The 18,955-nt window shown below is 73.1% G+C and carries 19 protein-coding genes; 10 read left to right on the top strand and 9 right to left on the bottom strand.

Features of this window, described 5'->3' with window-relative positions:
• Positions 1 to 95 precede the first annotated feature (95 nt).
• Positions 96 to 1,457, bottom strand: a complete 1,362-nt coding sequence (locus BLT67_RS07235) for an ABC transporter substrate-binding protein (RefSeq protein ID WP_092666393.1) — start codon at positions 1,455 to 1,457, stop codon at positions 96 to 98.
• A gap of 256 nt (positions 1,458 to 1,713) precedes the next feature.
• Between BLT67_RS07235 and BLT67_RS07240 the strand changes: the two genes are divergently transcribed.
• The 4 genes from BLT67_RS07240 (at position 1,714) to BLT67_RS07255 (ending at position 6,042) form a co-directional block, all read left to right on the top strand.
• Positions 1,714 to 2,724: a LacI family DNA-binding transcriptional regulator gene (locus tag BLT67_RS07240; protein WP_172801996.1), complete on the top strand. Its 1,011-nt coding sequence runs from the start codon at positions 1,714 to 1,716 to the stop codon at positions 2,722 to 2,724.
• An 85-nt stretch (positions 2,725 to 2,809) separates the two neighbouring features.
• Positions 2,810 to 4,528 (top strand): maltose alpha-D-glucosyltransferase, encoded by a 1,719-nt coding sequence (gene treS / locus BLT67_RS07245; protein WP_092666395.1) that lies wholly within the window; start codon positions 2,810 to 2,812, stop codon positions 4,526 to 4,528.
• Positions 4,529 to 4,573: 45 nt separating this feature from the next.
• Positions 4,574 to 5,821 carry an inorganic phosphate transporter gene (locus tag BLT67_RS07250; protein WP_092666396.1) on the top strand — a complete coding sequence of 416 codons (1,248 nt, stop codon included), beginning with the start codon at positions 4,574 to 4,576 and terminating at the stop codon, positions 5,819 to 5,821.
• Positions 5,818 to 6,042 (top strand): hypothetical protein, encoded by a 225-nt coding sequence (locus BLT67_RS07255; RefSeq protein ID WP_157674266.1) that lies wholly within the window; start codon positions 5,818 to 5,820, stop codon positions 6,040 to 6,042. The genes BLT67_RS07250 and BLT67_RS07255 overlap by 4 nt, the downstream gene beginning before the upstream one ends.
• Before the next feature lie 12 nt (positions 6,043 to 6,054).
• Here the strand turns inward: BLT67_RS07255 and BLT67_RS07260 are convergent, their stop codons facing one another.
• Complete coding sequence (locus BLT67_RS07260) at positions 6,055 to 6,813, bottom strand: RDD family protein (protein WP_092666398.1); 759 nt, start codon at positions 6,811 to 6,813, stop codon at positions 6,055 to 6,057.
• 70 nt (positions 6,814 to 6,883) lie between these two features.
• Here BLT67_RS07260 and BLT67_RS07265 point away from each other — a divergent pair, with 70 nt between their 5' ends.
• Together BLT67_RS07265 and BLT67_RS07270 are read left to right on the top strand one after the other, a co-directional pair.
• A complete protein-coding gene (locus tag BLT67_RS07265; RefSeq protein WP_092666399.1) occupies positions 6,884 to 7,888 on the top strand; it encodes a pirin family protein in 1,005 nt (334 codons plus the stop codon).
• A 390-nt stretch (positions 7,889 to 8,278) separates the two neighbouring features.
• Positions 8,279 to 9,328, top strand: coding sequence for an IS110 family RNA-guided transposase (locus BLT67_RS07270; RefSeq protein WP_092666400.1), 1,050 nt, complete (start codon positions 8,279 to 8,281; stop codon positions 9,326 to 9,328).
• Positions 9,329 to 9,375: 47 nt separating this feature from the next.
• Here BLT67_RS07270 and BLT67_RS07275 read toward each other — a convergent pair whose 3' ends face one another.
• Together BLT67_RS07275 and BLT67_RS07280 are read right to left on the bottom strand one after the other, a co-directional pair.
• Complete coding sequence (locus tag BLT67_RS07275; protein WP_092666401.1) at positions 9,376 to 10,188, bottom strand: alpha/beta fold hydrolase; 813 nt, start codon at positions 10,186 to 10,188, stop codon at positions 9,376 to 9,378.
• Entirely contained in the window at positions 10,185 to 10,472 is a 288-nt protein-coding gene (locus BLT67_RS07280) for a DUF1905 domain-containing protein (RefSeq protein ID WP_092666402.1), read from the bottom strand. The genes BLT67_RS07275 and BLT67_RS07280 overlap by 4 nt, the downstream gene beginning before the upstream one ends.
• A 68-nt stretch (positions 10,473 to 10,540) precedes the next feature.
• Here BLT67_RS07280 and BLT67_RS07285 point away from each other — a divergent pair, with 68 nt between their 5' ends.
• Positions 10,541 to 11,203 (top strand): TetR/AcrR family transcriptional regulator, encoded by a 663-nt coding sequence (locus BLT67_RS07285; RefSeq protein WP_092666403.1) that lies wholly within the window; start codon positions 10,541 to 10,543, stop codon positions 11,201 to 11,203.
• A gap of 22 nt (positions 11,204 to 11,225) precedes the next feature.
• Here the strand turns inward: BLT67_RS07285 and BLT67_RS07290 are convergent, their stop codons facing one another.
• From BLT67_RS07290 to BLT67_RS07305, 4 genes are all read right to left on the bottom strand, one after another.
• Positions 11,226 to 12,149, bottom strand: coding sequence for a hypothetical protein (locus BLT67_RS07290; RefSeq protein ID WP_092666404.1), 924 nt, complete (start codon positions 12,147 to 12,149; stop codon positions 11,226 to 11,228).
• 177 nt (positions 12,150 to 12,326) lie between these two features.
• The gene (locus BLT67_RS07295) at positions 12,327 to 13,661 is read right to left on the bottom strand and encodes an extracellular catalytic domain type 1 short-chain-length polyhydroxyalkanoate depolymerase (protein ID WP_092666405.1); all 1,335 of its coding nucleotides are present in this window, start codon (positions 13,659 to 13,661) and stop codon (positions 12,327 to 12,329) included.
• A gap of 227 nt (positions 13,662 to 13,888) precedes the next feature.
• On the bottom strand, positions 13,889 to 14,845 hold the full coding sequence (locus BLT67_RS07300) for a quinone oxidoreductase family protein (RefSeq protein WP_172801997.1): 957 nt from the start codon (positions 14,843 to 14,845) through the stop codon (positions 13,889 to 13,891).
• 191 nt (positions 14,846 to 15,036) lie between these two features.
• Positions 15,037 to 15,618, bottom strand: a complete 582-nt coding sequence (locus BLT67_RS07305; protein WP_092666407.1) for an HhH-GPD-type base excision DNA repair protein — start codon at positions 15,616 to 15,618, stop codon at positions 15,037 to 15,039.
• Between the two features lie 192 nt (positions 15,619 to 15,810).
• Here BLT67_RS07305 and BLT67_RS07310 point away from each other — a divergent pair, with 192 nt between their 5' ends.
• Positions 15,811 to 16,071, top strand: coding sequence for a hypothetical protein (locus BLT67_RS07310; RefSeq protein WP_092666408.1), 261 nt, complete (start codon positions 15,811 to 15,813; stop codon positions 16,069 to 16,071).
• On the opposite strand, the gene BLT67_RS07315 is transcribed toward BLT67_RS07310, so the two are convergent.
• Positions 16,061 to 16,531, bottom strand: a complete 471-nt coding sequence (locus BLT67_RS07315) for a hypothetical protein (protein ID WP_092666409.1) — start codon at positions 16,529 to 16,531, stop codon at positions 16,061 to 16,063. The genes BLT67_RS07310 and BLT67_RS07315 overlap by 11 nt on opposite strands.
• A gap of 68 nt (positions 16,532 to 16,599) precedes the next feature.
• Here BLT67_RS07315 and BLT67_RS07320 point away from each other — a divergent pair, with 68 nt between their 5' ends.
• Positions 16,600 to 17,979 (top strand): glucose-6-phosphate dehydrogenase, encoded by a 1,380-nt coding sequence (locus BLT67_RS07320; protein WP_092666410.1) that lies wholly within the window; start codon positions 16,600 to 16,602, stop codon positions 17,977 to 17,979.
• 111 nt (positions 17,980 to 18,090) lie between these two features.
• A complete protein-coding gene (locus BLT67_RS07325) occupies positions 18,091 to 18,831 on the top strand; it encodes a DUF3159 domain-containing protein (protein WP_092666411.1) in 741 nt (246 codons plus the stop codon).
• The last annotated feature ends 124 nt before the right edge of the window (positions 18,832 to 18,955 follow it).

The following is an 18,955-nucleotide window of genomic DNA, read 5'->3' on the forward strand; positions in this document are numbered from 1 at the left end:
ATCCATCGTGGTCATGCACTCCCCCTGACGTTCCGGGGCCGCGTCGGCGAGGCCGGTGCGGGAGCCGTGACAGCCCCCGCACCGGCCTCAGCCCACTACTGCGGCCAGCTGTCCTCGACCGTGGCCAGCATGGTCTCCGAGTCGGTGCCGGAGATCCAGTCGACCATGCCCCGCCACAGCGTGCCGGAGCCCACCGCGCCGGGCATCAGGTCGGATCCGTCGAACCGGAACGTGGTGTTCGGGTCCTGGAGGATGTCGTACGCCTGGCGCAGCAGGTCGCTCGAGGCGTTCGCCGGGTCGAGGCCCGAGTTCGCCGAGAGCACGCCGCCGAGCGAGACGCGCGAGTTCGCCCACTCGGGGCTCGAGAGGTACGTCTGCGTCGCCACGACCTCCTCGGCGTCGCTGAACGCGCCGACGAGCTCGCCGCCGCCGGTCACGTCGGCGGCGCCCGCCTCCTGACCGGGGAGGATGAAGGCCCAGACGTCGCCGTCCTCGGCCACGGTCACGCCGTCGCCCCAGAAGCCCTCGTAGAACGAGGCCTGGTGGTGCATCGCGCACTCGCCGTCGAGCACCGGCAGGCCGGCCTCGCCGAAGTCGGTGGTCGCGATCGTCGTGACGTCGCCGATGCCACCGTTGACGTTGGCGTCATCCTTGATGAGCGCGCCGACCCGGTCGAGCGCCGCGACGATCTCCGGGCTGTCGAACGGGATCTCGTGCGCGACCCACTGGTCGTAGACGTCGGCGCCCGCGGTGCGGATGACGTAGTCCTCGAGCCAGTCGGTGCCCGGCCAGCCCGTCGCCTCACCCGAGCCGAAGCCGACGCACCAGGGCTTCATGACGCCCGACTCGGCGATCGCGGCGGTGACCTCGTCGACCTCGTCGAGGGTCGTCGGGACCTCCCAGCCGTTCTCCTCCCAGACCGACGGCGAGTACCAGACGAAGCCCTTGACGCTCGCCATCAGCGGAGCGGCGTACACCGTGCCGTCGACCGTGCCGAAGCCCTGCCAGGTCTCGTTCCAGTACTCCTGCGCGTTCGCCTGCACCGCCTCGGGCGCCTCGAGCACGGAGCCCGTGCCGACGACCGACTGCAGCAGGCCGGGCTGCGGGAAGATGGCGAGGTCGGGCGGGTTGCCGCCCTGGATGCGCACGTTGATCTGCGCCTCGAACTCCGCGGAGCCCTCGTAGACGACGTCGATGCCGGTGCACTCCTCGAACTCGGCCCACGACTCGTTGAGGCGCTCCTGCTCCTCGTTGAGGATCGTGCCGTAGACGTTGACCTCGGCGCCGTCGAACGTGCCGTAGTCGGCGTAGGCCTCGCAGCCGGCGGCACCCGGTGCCGCCGAGCCGCCGGGCTCCTCGGAGGCGCCCGGCTCCGCATCGCCGACGCAGCCCGTGAGGGCGAGCGCGACGACGCCAGCGATGCCGAGCGGCACCGCGATCCTGCGTGCGTGCTTCACGTGAACTCCTTCGCTCAGTGCGTGGCACGCGCCGCAGCGGGGAATCGCACGGCGACGTGCCCAGGACTGGAACCGGAACCGGTTCCAGTGCCGATGACGCTAGCGCACCATCCTGCGGCGGGCGCCGGATCGCATGTTGCGATTCTGCAACGATCGAAGCGGCGCCCCTCTCCGCCGGCGTGGACGACGGCCTACGCTCGGAACCGGTTCCGGTCCACTCCGGCGGCGACGGCGCCGCCCCGAGCGAGGGAGGCGCATGCCACTGCTCTCCGACGTCGCCCGTGCCGCCGGCGTCTCGAAGGCCACCGCATCCCGCGCCCTCTCCGGCGCCGAGGGCGTCTCGCCCGCCACTCGCGAGCGGGTCGAGCGCATCGCCGCCGAGCTCGGGTTCCGGGCCTCGGGCGCCGCGCGCCGGCTCGCCACCGGCAAGACCCGCACGATCGGGGTGCTCACGCCGTCGGTCGACCGCTGGTACTTCGGCAGCGTGCTGCACGGCATCGCGCACGCCGCCGACATCCACGAGCACGACGTGCTGCTCTACGACCTCGGCGCCTTCGGCCACGGCGGCCACGAGAAGTTCGAGCGCTTCATGCGCCGCGGCGAGGTCGACGGCCTCATCACGATCACGTGGAGCCTCGTCGGCGGCGACCTCTCGCGGCTCGCCGAGCTCGGCATCCCCGTCGCGACCGTCGGCGAGCCGACCCCGCACACGCGATCCTTCAGCCTCGACGACGACGCGGCCGGCACGCAGGCGGCCGAGCACCTCGTCGCGCTGGGGCACACCGACCTGCTGCACATCGCGAGCGAGACCGAGGTGCAGCCCTTCGACGCCTCCTCCTCCGACCGCCGCAAGCGCGCCTTCGAGGCGGTGTCGGCGCGGCACGGCCTGCGGATGCGTCCCGTGCGCACCGTGCCGACGTCGCTCGAGGGTGCGCACGCCGTCGCGCGCGAGCTGCTCGACCGTCCCGACCGGCCGACGGGGATCGTCGCGGGCACCGACGAGGTCGCGCTCGGGGTCGTGCTCGCCGCGCACCAGCTGCGCATCCGGGTGCCGGAGGAGCTCAGCGTCATCGGCGTCGACGACGTGCCGGCCGCGACCGCCTTCGGGCTCACGACCATCCGCCAGGATCCGGCGCAGCACGGCGAGGACGTCGTCGACTGGATCATGGCCGCGCTCGCCGAGCCGCGCGGCGCCGAGCCCGACCGCAGCCACACCGCGTACGCCCCCGAGCTCGTCGTGCGCTCGTCCACCGCCCCGCCCGCCTGAGGTTGCGCGCTCGGGCGACCCGACTAGCGTGGGTGAGCGACCCGCGTGACCGCACCACCGCATCCGCCCCCGTCAAGGAGCGCCCGTGAGCTTCACCTCGCCGATCCCCATCCAGTCCGCGACCGTGCCGGGCCTCGCGCTCGACCGCGACTGGCACCGCAAGAGCGTCTTCTACGAGGTGATGGTGCGCTCGTTCGTCGACTCGAACGGCGACGGGTTCGGCGACTTCACGGGGCTCACCTCCAAGCTCGACTACCTGCAGTGGCTCGGCATCGACGGCATCTGGGTGCCGCCGTTCTACCAGTCGCCGCTGCGCGACGGCGGCTACGACGTGAGCGACTTCGAGGCGGTGCTGCCCGAGTACGGCACGATCGACGACTTCCGGCACTTCGTCGCCGAGGCGCACTCGCGCAACATGCGCGTGATGATCGACCTGCCGATCAACCACACGTCCGATCAGCATCCGTGGTTCCTCGCCTCCCGCGAGGACCCCGACGGGCCCTACGGCGACTTCTACGTGTGGCGCGACACCGACGAGGGCTACCCGAACGTGCGCATCATCTTCGTCGACACGGAGGAGTCGAACTGGGCGTTCGACTCGGTTCGGCGGCAGTTCTACTGGCACCGCTTCTTCTCGCACCAGCCCGACCTCAACTACGAGAACCCGGCGGTGCACGAGGCGATCGAGGGCGTCATGCGCTTCTGGCTCGACATGGGCGTCGACGGCATCCGGCTCGACGCGATCCCCTACCTCTACGAGTCGGAGGACGGCAACGGCGAGTCCGAGCCCGCGACGCACGCCTACATCCAGAAGCTGCGCCGCATCGTCGACGACGAGTACCCGGGCCGCGTGCTCATCGCCGAGGCCAACCAGTGGCCCGCCGAGACCGCCGCCTACTTCGGCACCGCCGAGGCGCCCGAGTGCCACATGGCGTTCGACTTCCCGACGATGCCCCGCATCTTCTACTCGCTGCGCGCCCAGAACGCGCTCGAGCTCAAGCGCATCCTCGCCGAGCAGGTCGAGGTGCCGCCGGGCGCCGCGTGGGGCGTGTTCCTGCGCAACCACGACGAGCTCACGCTCGAGATGGTGAGCGAGGAGTACCGGCAGGCGATGTACGGCTGGTACGCCTACGACCCCCGGATGCGGTCGAACGTCGGCATCCGCCGTCGCCTCGCGTCGCTGCTCGACAACTCGCGCGCCGAGCTCGAGCTCGCGAACGCCCTGCTGCTGTCACTGCCCGGCAGCCCGTTCCTCTACTACGGGGACGAGATCGGCATGGGCGACAACATCTGGCTCGACGACCGCGACGCATCCCGCACGCCCATGCAGTGGACGCCGGATCGGAACGCCGGCTTCTCGTCGGCAGACCCCGGCAAGCTCTACCTGCCCGTCGTGCAGTCGCTCGTCTACCACTACGCCGCCGTCAACGTGGAGTCGCAGATGGCGCAGGCCTCGAGCCTGCTCAACTGGATGCGGTCGGTGCTGCACGTGCGCCGCGCCCACCCGGTCTTCGGGCTCGGCGACATCACCGTGCTCGACACCGACAACGAGGCGGTGCTCGCCTTCGTGCGCTCGTACGAGGGCGACGGCACCTACGCGGGCGCACGCGCCGAGACGGTGCTGTGCGTGTTCTCGTTCAGCCACAACCCCGTGCACGTCTCGATCGACGCGCCGCAGTTCGCGGGCTCGCGGCTGCACGACCTCTTCGGCGGCGGCGAGTTCCCGACCATCGCGGAGGACGGTCGCTTCTCGCTCACCTTCGGCACCCAGTCGTTCTACTGGCTGGGCGTGCAGGGCGGGTAGCCGGGCTCCCGCACCGGGTGCGCGCGGGGGTGGCAGACTGGCGCGGTGCCCGAACTCGCCATCCTCGTGATCGTGGTGATCGTCGCCCTGGCGTTCGACTTCACCAACGGCTTCCACGACACCGCGAACGCCATGGCCCCGTCGGTGGCGACGGGGGCGCTGAAGCCGAAGCCGGCGGTGGCGCTCTCGGCCTCCCTCAACCTCGTCGGCGCCTTCCTCTCGATCGAGGTCGCGCGCACCGTCGGCAGCGGCATCGTCGACCTGACGGGCGTGGACGGCGAGCGCCTGATGCTGATCGTGCTCTGCGGGCTCACCGGCGCGATCGTCTGGAACGTGCTCACGTGGCTGTTCGGGCTGCCATCGTCGTCGAGCCACGCCCTCTTCGGCGGGCTCATCGGCGCCACCATCGCCGCGCTGGGGCTCTCGGGCGTGCTGTGGGGCGGGGTGTCGCAGAAGATCCTCATCCCGGCGCTGTTCGCGCCCGTCATCGCGGGCGTCGTGGCGTTCGTCGGCACCTGGGTCGTGCACCGCGTGACGCGCACGATCAGCGAGCGCGCGCAGCAGCAGAGCTTCCGCTGGGGCCAGATCGGCGCGGCCTCGCTCATGTCGCTGGCGCACGGCACGAACGACGCGCAGAAGACCATGGGCGTGATCTTCCTGGCGCTGGTCGCGCACGGCACGATCGACCCGGACGCCGACATGCCGCTGTGGGTGCGCGTGGCCTGCGCGGTCGCGATCGCGGCCGGCACCTACATGGGCGGCTGGCGCGTGATCCGCACGCTCGGCAAGGGCATCGTCGACATCTCGCCCCGCCAGGGCATGTCCGCCGACTTCTCCAGCGCATCCATCATCCTGACCTCGAGCCACCTCGGCCTGCCGCTGTCGACGACGCACGTGGCCTCCGGCTCGGTCATCGGCTCGGGGCTCGCCCGCGAGGACGTGAAGGTGCGGTGGAGCGTCGCCCGCCGGATGCTGATCGCCTGGGTCATCACGCTGCCCGCCGCAGGCGCCGTCGGCGGGATCTGCCTGCTGATCTCGAACCTGTTCGGGCACGTGCTCGGCGCCGTCGTGGTCACCACCATCCTGGTGGTCGCCTGCGCCGCCATGTGGCTGCGCTCGCGGCTGAACCCGGTCGGCCACCACAACGTCGCCGACGAGTGGGAGGCGCCCAAGGGCGAGCGCAAGCGCGTCATCGATCGCGAGCTCAGCGCCGTCGCCTCGCACGTCGCGCCCGTGACGCGACCGCGCAAGCGCAAGCAGCGCGGCGGCAAGGGCGGGAAGCGGAGGAAGTGATGTTCGACCTCGGAAGCCTCGCCGTCGCGGTGGCGTCGGTGCTGGGCGTTGGCCTGCTGCTGGGCGCGGGGATCCCGCTGATCTACGCGATCGCGGTGCGCGCGAAGGAGAGCCGCCGCCCCGGCTCGGACGCGCTGGCCGCGTCGCTCATGGTGCTGTGCGTGCTCCTGGCACTGGCCGGCATCGTGATCATCGTCTTCGGCGACCAGCTGCTGGGCTGACGCGCCCCACGCTCAGCGGGAGCGGACCACCACGGTGCGGCCGGCCTTGTCGTGGATGGCCTGCTTCTGCGCATCCCACACCGGCCAGAGGTGGTCGACGATCGAGAAGATGCCGGCGAGGAAGCCGATCACCGGCACGCCGCTGATGAGGTTGGGGCCGAACTGCACGAGCCAGCGCACGCCGGCGGCGCGCAGGTCGGGGTTGCGGTCCTCGTCGGCCATCCGCACGCGGATGCCGACGATCATCTTGCCCGGCGTCGCGCCGCGGCTCACGTGGAAGCCGATGTTGTAGACGGCGACGAACAGCAGGTTGACGGCCGTGATCGCGAGGCCCGCGGGGTGGCCAGTCGCCATCATGGCCATCGCGGCGTCGACGGCCGCCTCGTCGCCCGACTCGATCGCGGCGTTGACCGCGTCGTACACGCCCGTCATCCAGAGCATGACCATCGTGACGACGATCACGGGCACGATGTCGATGAGGTAGGCGCCGACGCGGGCGCCCCAGCTCGCGAGCTCGCCGCTGCGGTCGGGGCGCGACCACGGCATGCCCTCCGGGTGGCCGCCGGGCCGGCCGGGCTGGCCGCCGGCGGGCTGCGCGGGGACGCCCCAGCCTCGCGCGTCGTGGCCGTGACCCGATGCACCCGGTGAGGGCTGCGCGTACGGCAGCGGCGACTGCACCTGCGTCGTCCACCGCTCGCCGTCCCAGAACCGGCTCGCGCCGGGCTCGGCCGCGAAGGGGTCGGGGTACCAACCGGCAGGCTGCTCGCTCACCCCTCGATGGTACGCGGCGGGCCCATGGCCGCGCCGAGCGCGCTCGCCGCCGAAGGGCTAGCGTCGGAGCATGAGCAACGACGAGGCCACGATCGTCGAGACGAGCGAGCAGGCGTGCGCCGAGCAGGCGGTGGCGGCCGGCCTCGAGCTGCTGCTGCCGCGCGAGGTGCCGCTCGGCGGCCCCCGGGCGATGCCCGTGCTGCGCGTGCTGCCCAACAAGCACCGCCACTTCATCGGCGCGTGGTGCTTCGCGGATGCGTTCGGCCCCACCCCCATGGCCGAGCGGCCGGGCATGGATGTGCCCCCGCATCCGCACACCGGCCTGCAGACGTGGAGCTGGCTCGTCGACGGCGCGATCGAGCACCGCGACTCGGTCGGCTTCACGCACACGGTGCGCCCCGGCGGGCTCAACATCATGACGGCGGGCCGCGGCATCGCCCACAGCGAGTACTCGACGCCCGACGCCGAGGTGCTGCACGGCGTGCAGCTGTGGACGGTGCTGCCGGCCCACGAGCGCGGCCGCGAGCCGTGGTTCGACGGGCTCGACGCGGTGCCGGCGGTGGCGCTCGCCGAGGGCGTGACGGGCAGCGTCTTCGTCGGCGCGTACGCCGGCGCCGAGAGCACGGTGGGCGCCTACACGCCCCTGCTCGGCGTGGAGCTGCGGCTGGTCGGCGGCAGCGAGGCGCGGCTCGACCTGCGCGGCGACTTCGAGCACGGCGTGCTCGCGCTCACCGACGGCGTGACGGTCGACGACGTGCCGGTGCCGCGCGGGGCGATCGCCTACGCGGCGCCCGGCCGCGAGGCACTGCTCGTCTCCGCCTCGCGCGACGCGGTCGCGATCCTCCTCGGCGGCGAGCCCTTCGCCGAGGAGATCGTGATGTTCTGGAACTTCATCGGCACCGACCACGACGAGGTGCAGGCGGCGCGGGACGAGTGGATGCGCGAGCGCGACGCGGGCGAGAGCGCCCGGCCGCGCTTCGGCACGGTCGTCGACGACGCGGCCCTGCCGCTCGCGGCGCCTCGCCTGCCGACGGCGCAGCTGCTGCCGCGCGGGCGGGCGAAGCGGCGCGGCTGACTGGGGCCTCGCCTCGCTCGTCGAGCAGGCCGCGCAGCGTCAGACGCGTGGGCATGGAAGCGACGCGGTTGAGCCGGATGTCCCTTCGCTCGTCGAGTAGGCCGCGCAGCGGCCGTATCTCTCATAGTCATTGGCTGGCCTGGGGCTGGCTGGCAGGCTGGCAGGCTGGCACCAGCTTCCCGCGGATGTGACTCTGGCCGTATCTGTCCCGTTGCGGCGGTGACCTCGTCTCGACCTGTCCGTCCGTGGGGGGCCGGTGCCGGCCCGTCCGCGCCGGTGGCTTGATAGAAGGTTGTCCAACCTGGCGGTTGTGACTTGTGAGAGATCTGCCTCCGGAGCGACTTCCCAGGGCCGGCACCGTAACGGTCCCGATCCTGAGGAGGAACCGCGATGACCATCGTCGCAGACCGATGCACGCATGTCATGGGTGTGGACACACACGCGAAGACCCACACGTACGCGATCGTCCAGGCCGCCACCGGCGCCGTGGTCGCCGCGGCGACGTTCCCCGTCACGCCGGCGGGCCTGGACCGTGCGCTGGCCTGGGCGCAGCGTCGCGCGCCCGGCTACGTGGCCGCGGTCGAGGGCACCGCCTCCTACGGCGCGACCCTCACGGCGCGGCTGCAGCAGGCCGGCACGGTCGTGTTCGAAGCGCGGCCGCCCAAGCGCGCCTCCCGCGCGGGCCGCGGCAAGTCGGATCAGATCGACGCGGTCGCCGCCGCCCGGTCGGTGCTTAGCGAACCGCTCGAGCGGCTCGCGACGCCGCGCTCGGGCGAGCTGCGGCGGGCGCTGCAGCTGCTGCTGACCGCTCGCCGGCTGCTCGAGCGGCAACGCGCGCAGGACCACAACGCGCTCACCGCGATCGTCCGCCGCATCGAACTGGGCATCGACGCGCGCAAGGCGCTCACCGACAGGCAGGTCGAGCAGATCGCCGCCTGGCGGACGCGGACGACGGACTCGATCGCGCAGGCGATCGCCCGCGCCGAAGCGACGCGACTCGCCCGCCAGAGCCGGCTGCGCGCCGCCGAGCTGAAGGACAACAAAGCGATGCTGGAGCGGCACGTGCGAACGCTCGCGCCCGAACTGCTGGAGGAGGTCGGCATCGGCCCGGTCAGCGCCGCCGCCTGCATCGCGGCCTACTCCCACCACGGACGTGTCCGCTCCGAGGCCGCGTTCGCGTCGCTCGCCGGAGTCGCACCGATCCCCGCCTCCAGCGGCAACACGCAGCGGCACCGCCTCAACCGGCACGGCGACCGGCGCCTGAACGCCGCGCTCGACACCATCGTCCGCACCCGACTGCGCTCCGACCCCACCACCCGCGCATACCGCGACCAGCACCTCGCCGAAGGCAAGACCAACGCCGACATCCGCCGCCTGCTCAAGCGCTACACCGCCCGCAGCACCTACCGGACCCTGAAGAAGATCCTCAACAACACTTGACACCGACACATAGAAGGGTCGAGACGACCCCACCGCGCCCCTCGGCATCAGTCTCGCGCGACCGCCGCGATCGCATCCGCCATCGGTCCTGGCTCCCAGTCGTGCATCGCGCCGGGCAGCACCCGGAAGCCGGCCGTCGGGATCGCCGCCTGCAGCGCCTCGGCGGTCTCGGTCATGCCGGGGAAGGTGTGCTCGCCGACCGCGACGACGACGGGCACCGTGATCGCCGCGAGCCGCTCGGCGAGCGGCAGCTCCTCCGCCCAGGCGAGGGCACGCGCGTCGGCCCGGTAGGTGCGGCTCCCGAGCACGATGTGCGGCCATGCGGGGTCGCGCGTCGCCTGCTCGAGGAACTCGGGCGGCATGTCGCGCATGTACTCCCGCTGCGCCGCCTCGAGGTCGCCGGCGTCGAGGTGCCGGAGGAAGTCCCGCTCGAAGCCCGCGGCCCCGCCGTCGAACTGGCCGATCGGCGCCTCCCAGAGCACGAGGCCCGTCACCGGCAGCCCGGCATCGGCGGCGGCGAGCGCGATGGCGCACCCGGACGAGTGGCCGACGAGCACCGCCGCGCCGCCGACCGCGTCGATCGCGGCCGCCATCGCGGCGAGCTCGCGCTCGAGCGTCAGGTCGCCCTCGGCGGGGCTGTCGCCGCGGCCCAGCCGGTCGTAGACCAGCGCCTGCACCCCCTGCTCGGCCGCGAGCCGGGCGGTCTCCGTGGTCGTGGGGTCGATCGCCCGGAACGGGCCGGCACCTGCGACGAACACCGCGCCCGGGCGCGCGGACGGCTCGCCGTGGAGCTCGAAGGCGATCCGATCGCCGGCACTCGTCTGCGCGAAGCGGGTCGGCTGCTGCTGCGCGACGGTCACCGAGCATCCTTCCCGCGCGGCGAGATGCGCACCGCGACCGTCTCGCCGTGACCCTTTCCGAGGGCCGCCATGACCGACTGCTTGAGCGGCAGCATGTGCGTGCCGCCGCCGAACGGCATGAGCGTCGCCTCGACCGCGACATGGTCCACGGCGCCGGCCACCCGCACCGGCTTGCCGGTGCCGAGCGCCTCCTTCGAGCCGGGCAGGAGCACGTACGTCCAGCCGCCCTTGTGCGCGTCGCGCACGATGGCCGCCTCCAGCTCGATCGTGGTGTCGTCGGTCATCGCCGCCCCTCCGCGAACTGGACTGTCCAGTTCACTCCCCGGCTCAAACTAGACGGTACAGTTCTGCCATGTCAACGGTCGATCCTCCAGCCCTGCCTGCGCCCGACCTCGCGCCGCCGCAGGGCCGCAGCGCGCGCATCCACGCCGCCGTGCTCGCCGCGGCGGAGGAGGTCTTCCTGCGCGACGGCTACGTCGGCGCGAGCATGGACGAGGTGGCGCGGCTCGCCGGCGCCTCGAAGCAGACCGTCTACAAGCACTTCGGCAGCAAGGAGCGCCTCTTCGTCGACCTGGTCGGCAGCATGACCACCGCGACCGGCGACCCCGTCGGCCATGAGACCACGGATGCGTCGGCCGATCCGGGCGAGGCCCTCACGGCCCTCGGCGTGGCGATGCTCGATGCCGTGCTCACGCCGCGCATCCTGCGGCTCCGGCGCCTCGTGATCGGCGAGGCGAACCGGTTCCCGGATCTCGGGCGGGCGCTGTTCGAGCACGGGCCGGCGCGAGCGGTCGCCGGGCTCGAGCGTCGGCTGGACGCTTGGGTCGCCGCAGGGAAGCTGCCCGCGCACGACACGGCGGCCGCGGCGCAGCGCTTCAACTGGCTCGTGATGGGCGCGCCGCTCAATGCCGCGATGCTGCTCGGTGACGACGCGATCCCTCGCTCGGCGGAGCGGCGCGCGCACGCGACCGAGGCGGTCGCGGCGTTCCTCCGCTCCATCGGCGCCCCCGCGTAGGGGTCCGCAGGACCGACCTGGGTCAGGACGGCGTCGTTCCGCGTCTCGCGCTGATCAGCAGTGCGGCCGCGGTCGCCGCGAGGAGCGTGACGATGAGCACGAGGGCGGGGTATCCCGACGACATGCCGCCTTGCGACGCGACGGTGTCGCTCACGCCCATGCCGATCGAGAACTCGGCGAGCGGCAGCGCGAGCAGTGCGACCACCGGCACGGCGAGCAGCATGCCGAGGGCCGCTCGCCCGCCACGCCGACTGCGCAGCAGACCGAGCGACAGCAGCACGATGGCGAGCAGCCAGAGCCCCGCCCACGCGAGCGGCACCCAGACGCCGCCGTCCTCGCGCGCGGCGCCGAGCGCGGCGTAGATCTCGCCGAGCGCCATGCCGGGCGCGAGCGTCAGCGGCAGGAGCACGAGCGCGTCGATCACGCCCCACAGGAGCATCGCGACCGCGCCTGCCGCGCCGACGAGCACCGCGCCGACGGGCCGCCGCACGCCCGGGCGCATCCGCGGGTCGAGCGCGAGCAGAGCGATCGCGAACCCCATGGCGCCGAGAGGCGCGAGCACGTGCAGCATGCCGGCCGCGATCATCAGGAAGCCCGAGAGGGGCGCGAGCAGCGCGCCGAACGCGGCGAGCGTCCCGATGGTCGCCGCGACGGGAGCGCGCCCGCGATCGGCGCGCACCAGCAGCACGAGCTGCGCGGCGCCGGCCCCGAGCATGGCGAGCGAGACGAGCACGGCGATCGCTGCCCATGGCCAGGCCGCGCCGCCCGCGGTTCCCGGCAGTGCCGCGAGCGCCGCGAGCGCCGTGTGCTGCGCCGCGAGCACCGCCGCGATGAGCCAGGCGATGCTGCTGGCCTGCCGGTCGCGCTGCATCGCCGCGAAGGCGACGGGATCCGCGGGCGCGACCCTCGGGGTGAGCGGTTCGAGCAGGCGGGCGACGGCGGTCATGCCGCCACGCTAGGCGCCGGGCGACGGTGTCGCGTCAGCCGCCAGGATGATGTGCCGAGGCTTCGAGGCGCGGCCCGCGCGCGGGTCCGCTACGCGCGGCGCGGCGACCGGTGCGCCTTCGCCCGAGCGGTGCTGCCGTGCCCGCACCGCTCGGGCGGAGGTGCACTCGTCGGCGGCTCAGCAGGTCGGCACGAGCTGCCAGGCGCCCGCGGCATCCTCCTCGAGGCTCGTCACCGTCGCGTCGCCCTGGCCGAGGTAGTCGGCCGAGCCCGTCGCGTAGTACGGGTTGTAGGGGTTGACGCCGTAGCTGTACGCGCGGCCCGCCGCCTGGTGCTCGGCGTTCGACGCGGTCGCGCAGGCCTCCGGCTCCTCGGGCGGGTCCGTCGGCTCGGGCGTCGGCTCCGGCTCCTCCGTCGGCTCCGGCTCCTCCGTGGGCTCCGGCTCGCCGGTGCGGTCGACGCGCCGGTTGTTGTCGAAGAAGAAGTCGGTGACGTACGCCGGGTAGTCGATGCTGCTCGTCGAGATGTAGCGCCCGCCCGGACCGCCGCCCGCGGGCCAGTTGTGGCCGAGCCCCGTGTTCTGGATCACCGAGACGCGCGGTCCGTCGGCGTCGGCGTGCAGGGTGCCGGAGCCTGCCGTGTTCGCGCCCTCGAGGCCGTCGAGCGCGAACGTCGACGTCGCATCCGCCCCGTAGATGCCCGCCATGATCTTGCCGTTGAGGGTGTTGTAGCCGGGCGCGACCGTGGTGTCGTCGCTGCCGTAGACGATCGAGGTGAGCTGCGTGTCGAAGTCGCCCGCGGCGGACCCCGCGAACTGGCGGCACGTCGCCGCGCCCTGCGCCTCGGTCACGGCGACGTAGCCGATCTGGCCCGCGGTGGTGCCGACGGTCGGACCCGCGTTGATGCCGATGCCCGCGAAGACGTCGGGCGCGAGGCAACCCATCACCATGGTCTGGCCGCCGCCGGAGGAGAGGCCGGAGAGGTAGACCTGGTCGGCGTCGATGCCGAGCTCGCCGCGCGCCGTGAGCGCGCCGACGAGGTCGAGCAGGTTGTCGTCGTGGCGGCTCGGCGCCGTGCGGGAGTGGTTCGCGTCGTAGTAGTCCCAGCAGCCCAGCAGCACGCCGCCGTTCGGCGCCGCGGGCACGGCGACGACCATGCCGTGCTCCTCGGCCTGGCGCACCCAGTTGCCGCCGGTGCGGAGGTCGTCGGCGGTCTGCACGCAGCCGTGCAGCGTGACCATGAGCGCGCGCCCGGCCGCGAGCGCCGGTGCCGCCTCGGGCGTGTAGAGGTGCACGCGCATGCCGGCGATCGTCTCGGTGCTCCAGTCGCCCGGCGTCACCTCGGCGACGGCGTCGACGGGCGCATCGCAGCCCGGCAGCGATTCGAAGCCCGGTGGGCACGTGACCGCTTGCGCGGGTGGGACGGCGGCGAGGCCGGCGCCGGCGAGCACGGCCGAGACGGCGAGCGCGAGCAGCGCGGCGGGCGTGCGACGGATGCGTGCAGGACGAGTCATGCGGATCTCCAGTCCCCCCGCCGCCGCCCCGGGCGTCGTCGACCGGCGTCCGGCGATGAGGTGGCGGCGACGCTACCTGACGGGTGATTCAGGTTCCAGGTGGAGTTCTGCCCATGGACTTCCATCGGATGGGTCGTCCCGGCCAGTGCGGCAGGTGGCCACCGCGCTCGACGCCGGTGCGCTCGTGCATCGCGACGTCGTCGCGATCCTCCCGGCGCAGTCGGGCGCTACGGCAGATCGAGCACGAGCTTGCCCCGCGTCTCCCCGGCGGCGAGCAGCGCGAGCGCCGCCGGGGCTTCTTCGAACGGCAGCACCCGATCGATCGTGCGCTCGACGTCGGCGGGCGCGAGCATCGCGGCGGCCTCCTCGAGCAGCGCACCCGACTGCGGCACGGCGAGCACGCGCACGACCTTGCCCGTCGCGCGCCCGATGGCCGGGCCCAGCAGCGCGGTGGCGAGCAGCACGCGCGTGCACCCACCGACCAGCAGGTACTGCCCGCCGGGACGCAGCGACCGGTGCACGCGGCGCGGCGGCCGCTGCCCCACGAGGTCGACGATGCGGTCGTAGCGGTCGCGGTCGTCGGCCCAGTCGCGCGCGCCGATGTCGATCGCCTCGTCGGCGCCGGAGCGCAGCAGGTGCTCGGCCTTGTCGCCGCGGTCGGCGGCGGTCACGGACGCGCCCAGCCGTCGCGCGAGCGCCAGCAGGAAGGTGCCGCCGGAGCCGCCAGCGCCGTTGACCAGCAGCCGGTCGCCGATGCGCAGCCCTGCGGTGGCGCGGTGCGCGATCGACGCCGCCTGCGGCATGGCGGCCGCTTGCGCGAAGGTGAGGTCGGCGGGCTTCCGCGCGAGCAGCCGCTCGGGCGTCACGGCGTACTCGGCGAGCGCGCCGCGGTAGCCCGGCAGCTCGCCGTGCACCTCATCGCCGGGCGCGAAGCGCGTGACGCCGTCGCCCACGGCCGTCACGACGCCCGCGACGTCGGAGCCCGGCACGGGATGCCGTGGCCGAGCGAGGCCGCCGAGCCGGGCGTAGAACGGGGTGCCGGCGAGGTTCTCGCGATCCGAGCCGTTCAGTCCGGCGGCTCGCACTCGCACGAGCACCTGCCCGTCGCCCGGCTCCGGCACGTCGAGGTCGCCGAAGCGCAGCACATCGGACGAGCCGTAGCGGTCCTGGATGAGCGCGCGCATGGCGATCCCCTTCTGCAACGCACCGCGCGGGTCGTTCGCCGCCGCGGCGCCGCTGGTCACCGTCACGGTACTCGAGCCGCTGCCGACCATCGTTCGAGGCGGCGCGAGCGTCGAGGACGCGGCACCCGTGACGGCTAACGTTCTAAGCCAGGTGCTCGCGGCGTCCCGACCCGTCGGCGGGTCCCGGCGGCTCAGCCCTTCGCGGCCTTCGCGGCGGCCTTCGCCGCCTGCTTCGTCGCCCGCACCTCGGCGAGCGATGCGGCATCGACGATGTCGGCCACCGAGCGCTTCGCGCCGGCCTCGCCGTACGGGCCCGCCGCATCCGCCCACCCGGCGCCGTCGAAGCCGCACTGCTTGCCCAGGAGCGCGAGGAAGATCTTGGCCTTCTGCTCGCCGAAGCCGGGCAGCGCCTGCAGGCGGCGCAGCACCTCGGCGCCGTCGGGGTCGCCCTGCCGCCAGATGGCGCCGGCGTCGCCGCCCCAGTCGTCAACCACGGCCGCCGCGAGCGCCTGCACGCGGCCGGCCATCGAGCCGGGGAATCGGTGCACCGCGGGCTTCTCGGCGAACGCCGCCTTGAACTGCTCCGGGTCCATGCGGGCGACCGCGGATGCGTCGAGGCCGCCGAGGCGGTCGCGCAGCTTCGCGGGCCCCGCGAAGGCGGTCTCCATCGGCACCTGCTGGTCGAGCAGCATGCCGGTGAGGAGCGCGAAGTCGTCGTCGGAGAGCAGGCGATCGGCCGCGTCGTCGCCGGTGATGTGCAGGTCTCGGGTCATGGCTCCAGCGTGCCACGAGCCCGGCCGTCCGCGGAGGCCCCGACACGAGGGGCGCCCCCACCTGGTCACGACAGGTGGGGGCGCTGGACTCTTAGTGTGACACTGTTACGCAACTTGTCAAGGACATTCGCCGACGATCTCCGGAAGGGGGCTCACGGCCCCTTCTGAGGGGACGCGCGAGAGGATGGGCGCATGCAGATGAAGCGCTCGAATCCGACCGCGTGGTGGGCGTTCTGGATCGGCCTGCTGGGCCTCATCCTCATGCCCATACCGCTCTTCATCGGGTTCTTCCTCGGCGGCGGGCTCGGGGCCTTCGCCGGCGTCCTCACGATCATCGCGCTGCTGAAGTCGCGCCACTCGGGCGGTCGCGGCATCGCGCCCGCCGTCTTCGCGGGCATCTTCGTGGTGCTCACCTTCGTCGGCATCTCCAACGGCGGCGGCATCATCTGGTGACGGGGGACGCCTGATCCGCGACGGGTCGCTCGCCCAGCAGCGCCCGTGCCGCGAGCGCAAGGAGCGCGACGAGCCCCACGATGAGCGCGCCGTCGGCGGCGATGTAGAGCACGTGCATGCCCGAGCCGCCCGCGCTCTCGCCGGCGACCACCGCATCCGTCGTGCCCTGCATCATCGGGCGGATCACGAGCGCCTTGACGGCGAGCACCACGGCGAGCACGAGGGCGACGATGCGCTCGGGCCGCGGAGCGCGCGAGGCCAGCACCGCGACCAGCAGCAGCGCGACGAGGACCGCCTCGACGATGTTCATGGCGGCGAAGACCAGCCGCCCGATGCCCAGGCCGAGCGGCACGGTGATGCCGGGGGCCTGGAACTTGAGCGGCGTCTCGATGAGCGAGATGCCGATGATGAGGCCCAGCCAGATCGCGGGCAGGACGAGGCGCGACGCACGGGCGAGCATGCTGCCAATCTACGCTCGGCGGCGGATGCGCCGGGCCGCGCGCAGGCGCGCAGTGCCAGGATCGGTGCATGGCATCGCAGCCCTCGACGACCCTCCTCATCCTCGGCGCATCCGGCGACCTGACCAGCCGCCTGCTGCTGCCCGGCATCGCGACGCTGCTGCGCGCCGAGCCCGACCGCCGGGTCGACGTCGTCGGCGCCGACCTGCGCGAGCTCACCGCCGACGACTGGCACGATCGCGTGCACACGGCGCTCCAGCTCGACGGCGTCGTCGGGCCGGGCGCGAAGGCCGTGCTGCGCTCGACCCGCTACGTCGCCGGCGACGCGACCGACCCCGCGTCGCTGCGGGCGCTGCTCGAGAGCATCGACTGCGACCGCCTCGTCATCTACTTCGCGCTGCCGCCGCAGGTGACCGAGCCCGTGTGCCGCGCGCTCGAGCAGACAGGCGTGCCCGAGGGCACGATCCTCGCGATCGAGAAGCCCTTCGGCGCGAGCCTCGAGTCGGCGCGCGAGCTCAACGCCCTCGTGACGCGCATCGTGCCCGAGGATCGCGTCTTCCGCATCGACCACTTCCTCGGCCTCCACACCGTGCTCAACCTGCTCGGCCTCCGCTTCGCGAACCGGCTGCTCGAGCCGGTCTGGGATCGCGACAGCATCGCGAAGGTCGAGGTGCTCTACGACGAGACGGTCACGCTCGAGGGCCGCGCCGGCTACTACGACCGCAACGGGGCGCTGCGCGACATGATCCAGTCGCACCTCCTGCAGATCATGGCGCTCATCGCGATCGAGCCGATCGCGAGCGTCGCCGCGCGCGACCTGCGCGACGCCGTGGGGCAGGTGCTGCGCGCCGCCCGCGTCGCCGACCCGGTCGCGCACTCGCGGCGCGCGCGCTACACCGCGGGCAGCATCGACGGCCGCGAGGTGCCCGACTACGTCGCCGAGGAGGGCGTCGACGCGTCGCTCGGCACCGAGACGCTCGCCGAGGTACAGGTCGAGGTCGCGACCGCGCGCTGGGCGGGGGTGCCCTTCATCCTGCGCTCGGGCAAGTCGCTCGCGGGCGTGCGCAAGCGCGCCATCATCCACTGGCGGCCGCCGGCGCTCGTGCCCGAGGGCTTCGCCGGGCGCGACACCCCCGACCGGCTCGTGATCGACTTCAAGCCCGACGGCTTCGAGCTCCACATCACGACGAACGGCTCCGGTGACCCCTTCACCCTCGAGCAGACGGTGCTGCGGGGCGAGCTCGGCGGGGGCGCCCTGCTGCCGTACGGCGAGGTGCTCGCCTCGATCCTCGACGGCGATCCGCGGCTCGCGGTGCGCGGCGACGCCGCCGAGGAGTGCTGGCGCATCATCGAGCCCGTGCTCGAGGCGTGGCGGGCGGATGCGGTGCCCATGCAGGAGTACGCGGCGGGCTCCCTGGGGCCCGGCTGGGACACCGACGGCGATATCTGATCGCCCGCGGCGGAACCGCTGGCGGGCCGCGGTCGCGCCGAATACCCTGGAAGCCGTGACCGCATCCCTCGCTCTCGCCGCGCGCCCGCGCCGCGCGATCGACGGTTCGCGATGAAGCACGGCACGCACACCGGCGCCGTCCCGCAGCCCGACGAGTCCGCCGACCTCGCACCCGCGGCGTTCGAGCCGCGACGCTTCGACGCCGACGGCGACCCCACGCGCGAGGAGTCGCTCGCGCGGCTGCTCGGCGGCGGCAAGGCCGCGATCGAGGGCAGCGTGCCGCCGATCGCCTTCCTGATCGCCTGGCTCGCGAGCGGCGGCGAGCTCCTCACCGCCGTCGTGTGGTCGCTCGCCGCGAGCGCCGCGACCCTCGTCTACGCGCTCGTCGAGCGCCGCCGGCCGAAGGCCGTCCTGATCGGCATGCTCATGACGGTGATCGCGGCGATCGTCGCCTACTACACGGGCGAGGCGCGCAACTTCTTCCTCATCCAGCTGCTCTCGAACGCCGCGAGCGCGCTCGCGTGGATCGTCTCCATCGCGATCGGCTGGCCGTTCCTCGGCATCATCGTCGGCGGCCTCATCGGCACGAAGACGCGATGGCGCAAGGACCCGGTGCTCCTGCGCGCCTACCAGCGCGCCTCGTGGATCTGGGTGATGCAGTACGTCATCCGCGTCGTCGTGTTCTCGGTGCTCTGGTGGCTCGACGAGACGACGTGGCTCGCGATCATGCGCGCGGCGCTCACCTACCCGCTCATCATCGCGTGCATCGCGGTGTCGGGTTGGGTGCTGTTCGCGTCGATCCCGAAGTCGCACCCGGGCATCCGCAAGCCGCGCGTGCCCTCGCTCGACTAGCCGCTCGCGGTTCTCCACAGACGCGCCGCGATCCGTTGCGGATGCGGTGGGCCGGGCGTACAGTGCGGGGCAAGGAAGCGATGCGGACCGACCAGGCGCCTTCACCACTCCTTGCGAATGAGCA

Source organism: Agrococcus carbonis (assembly GCF_900104705.1).
Classification (GTDB): Bacteria; Actinomycetota; Actinomycetes; order Actinomycetales; family Microbacteriaceae; genus Agrococcus; species Agrococcus carbonis.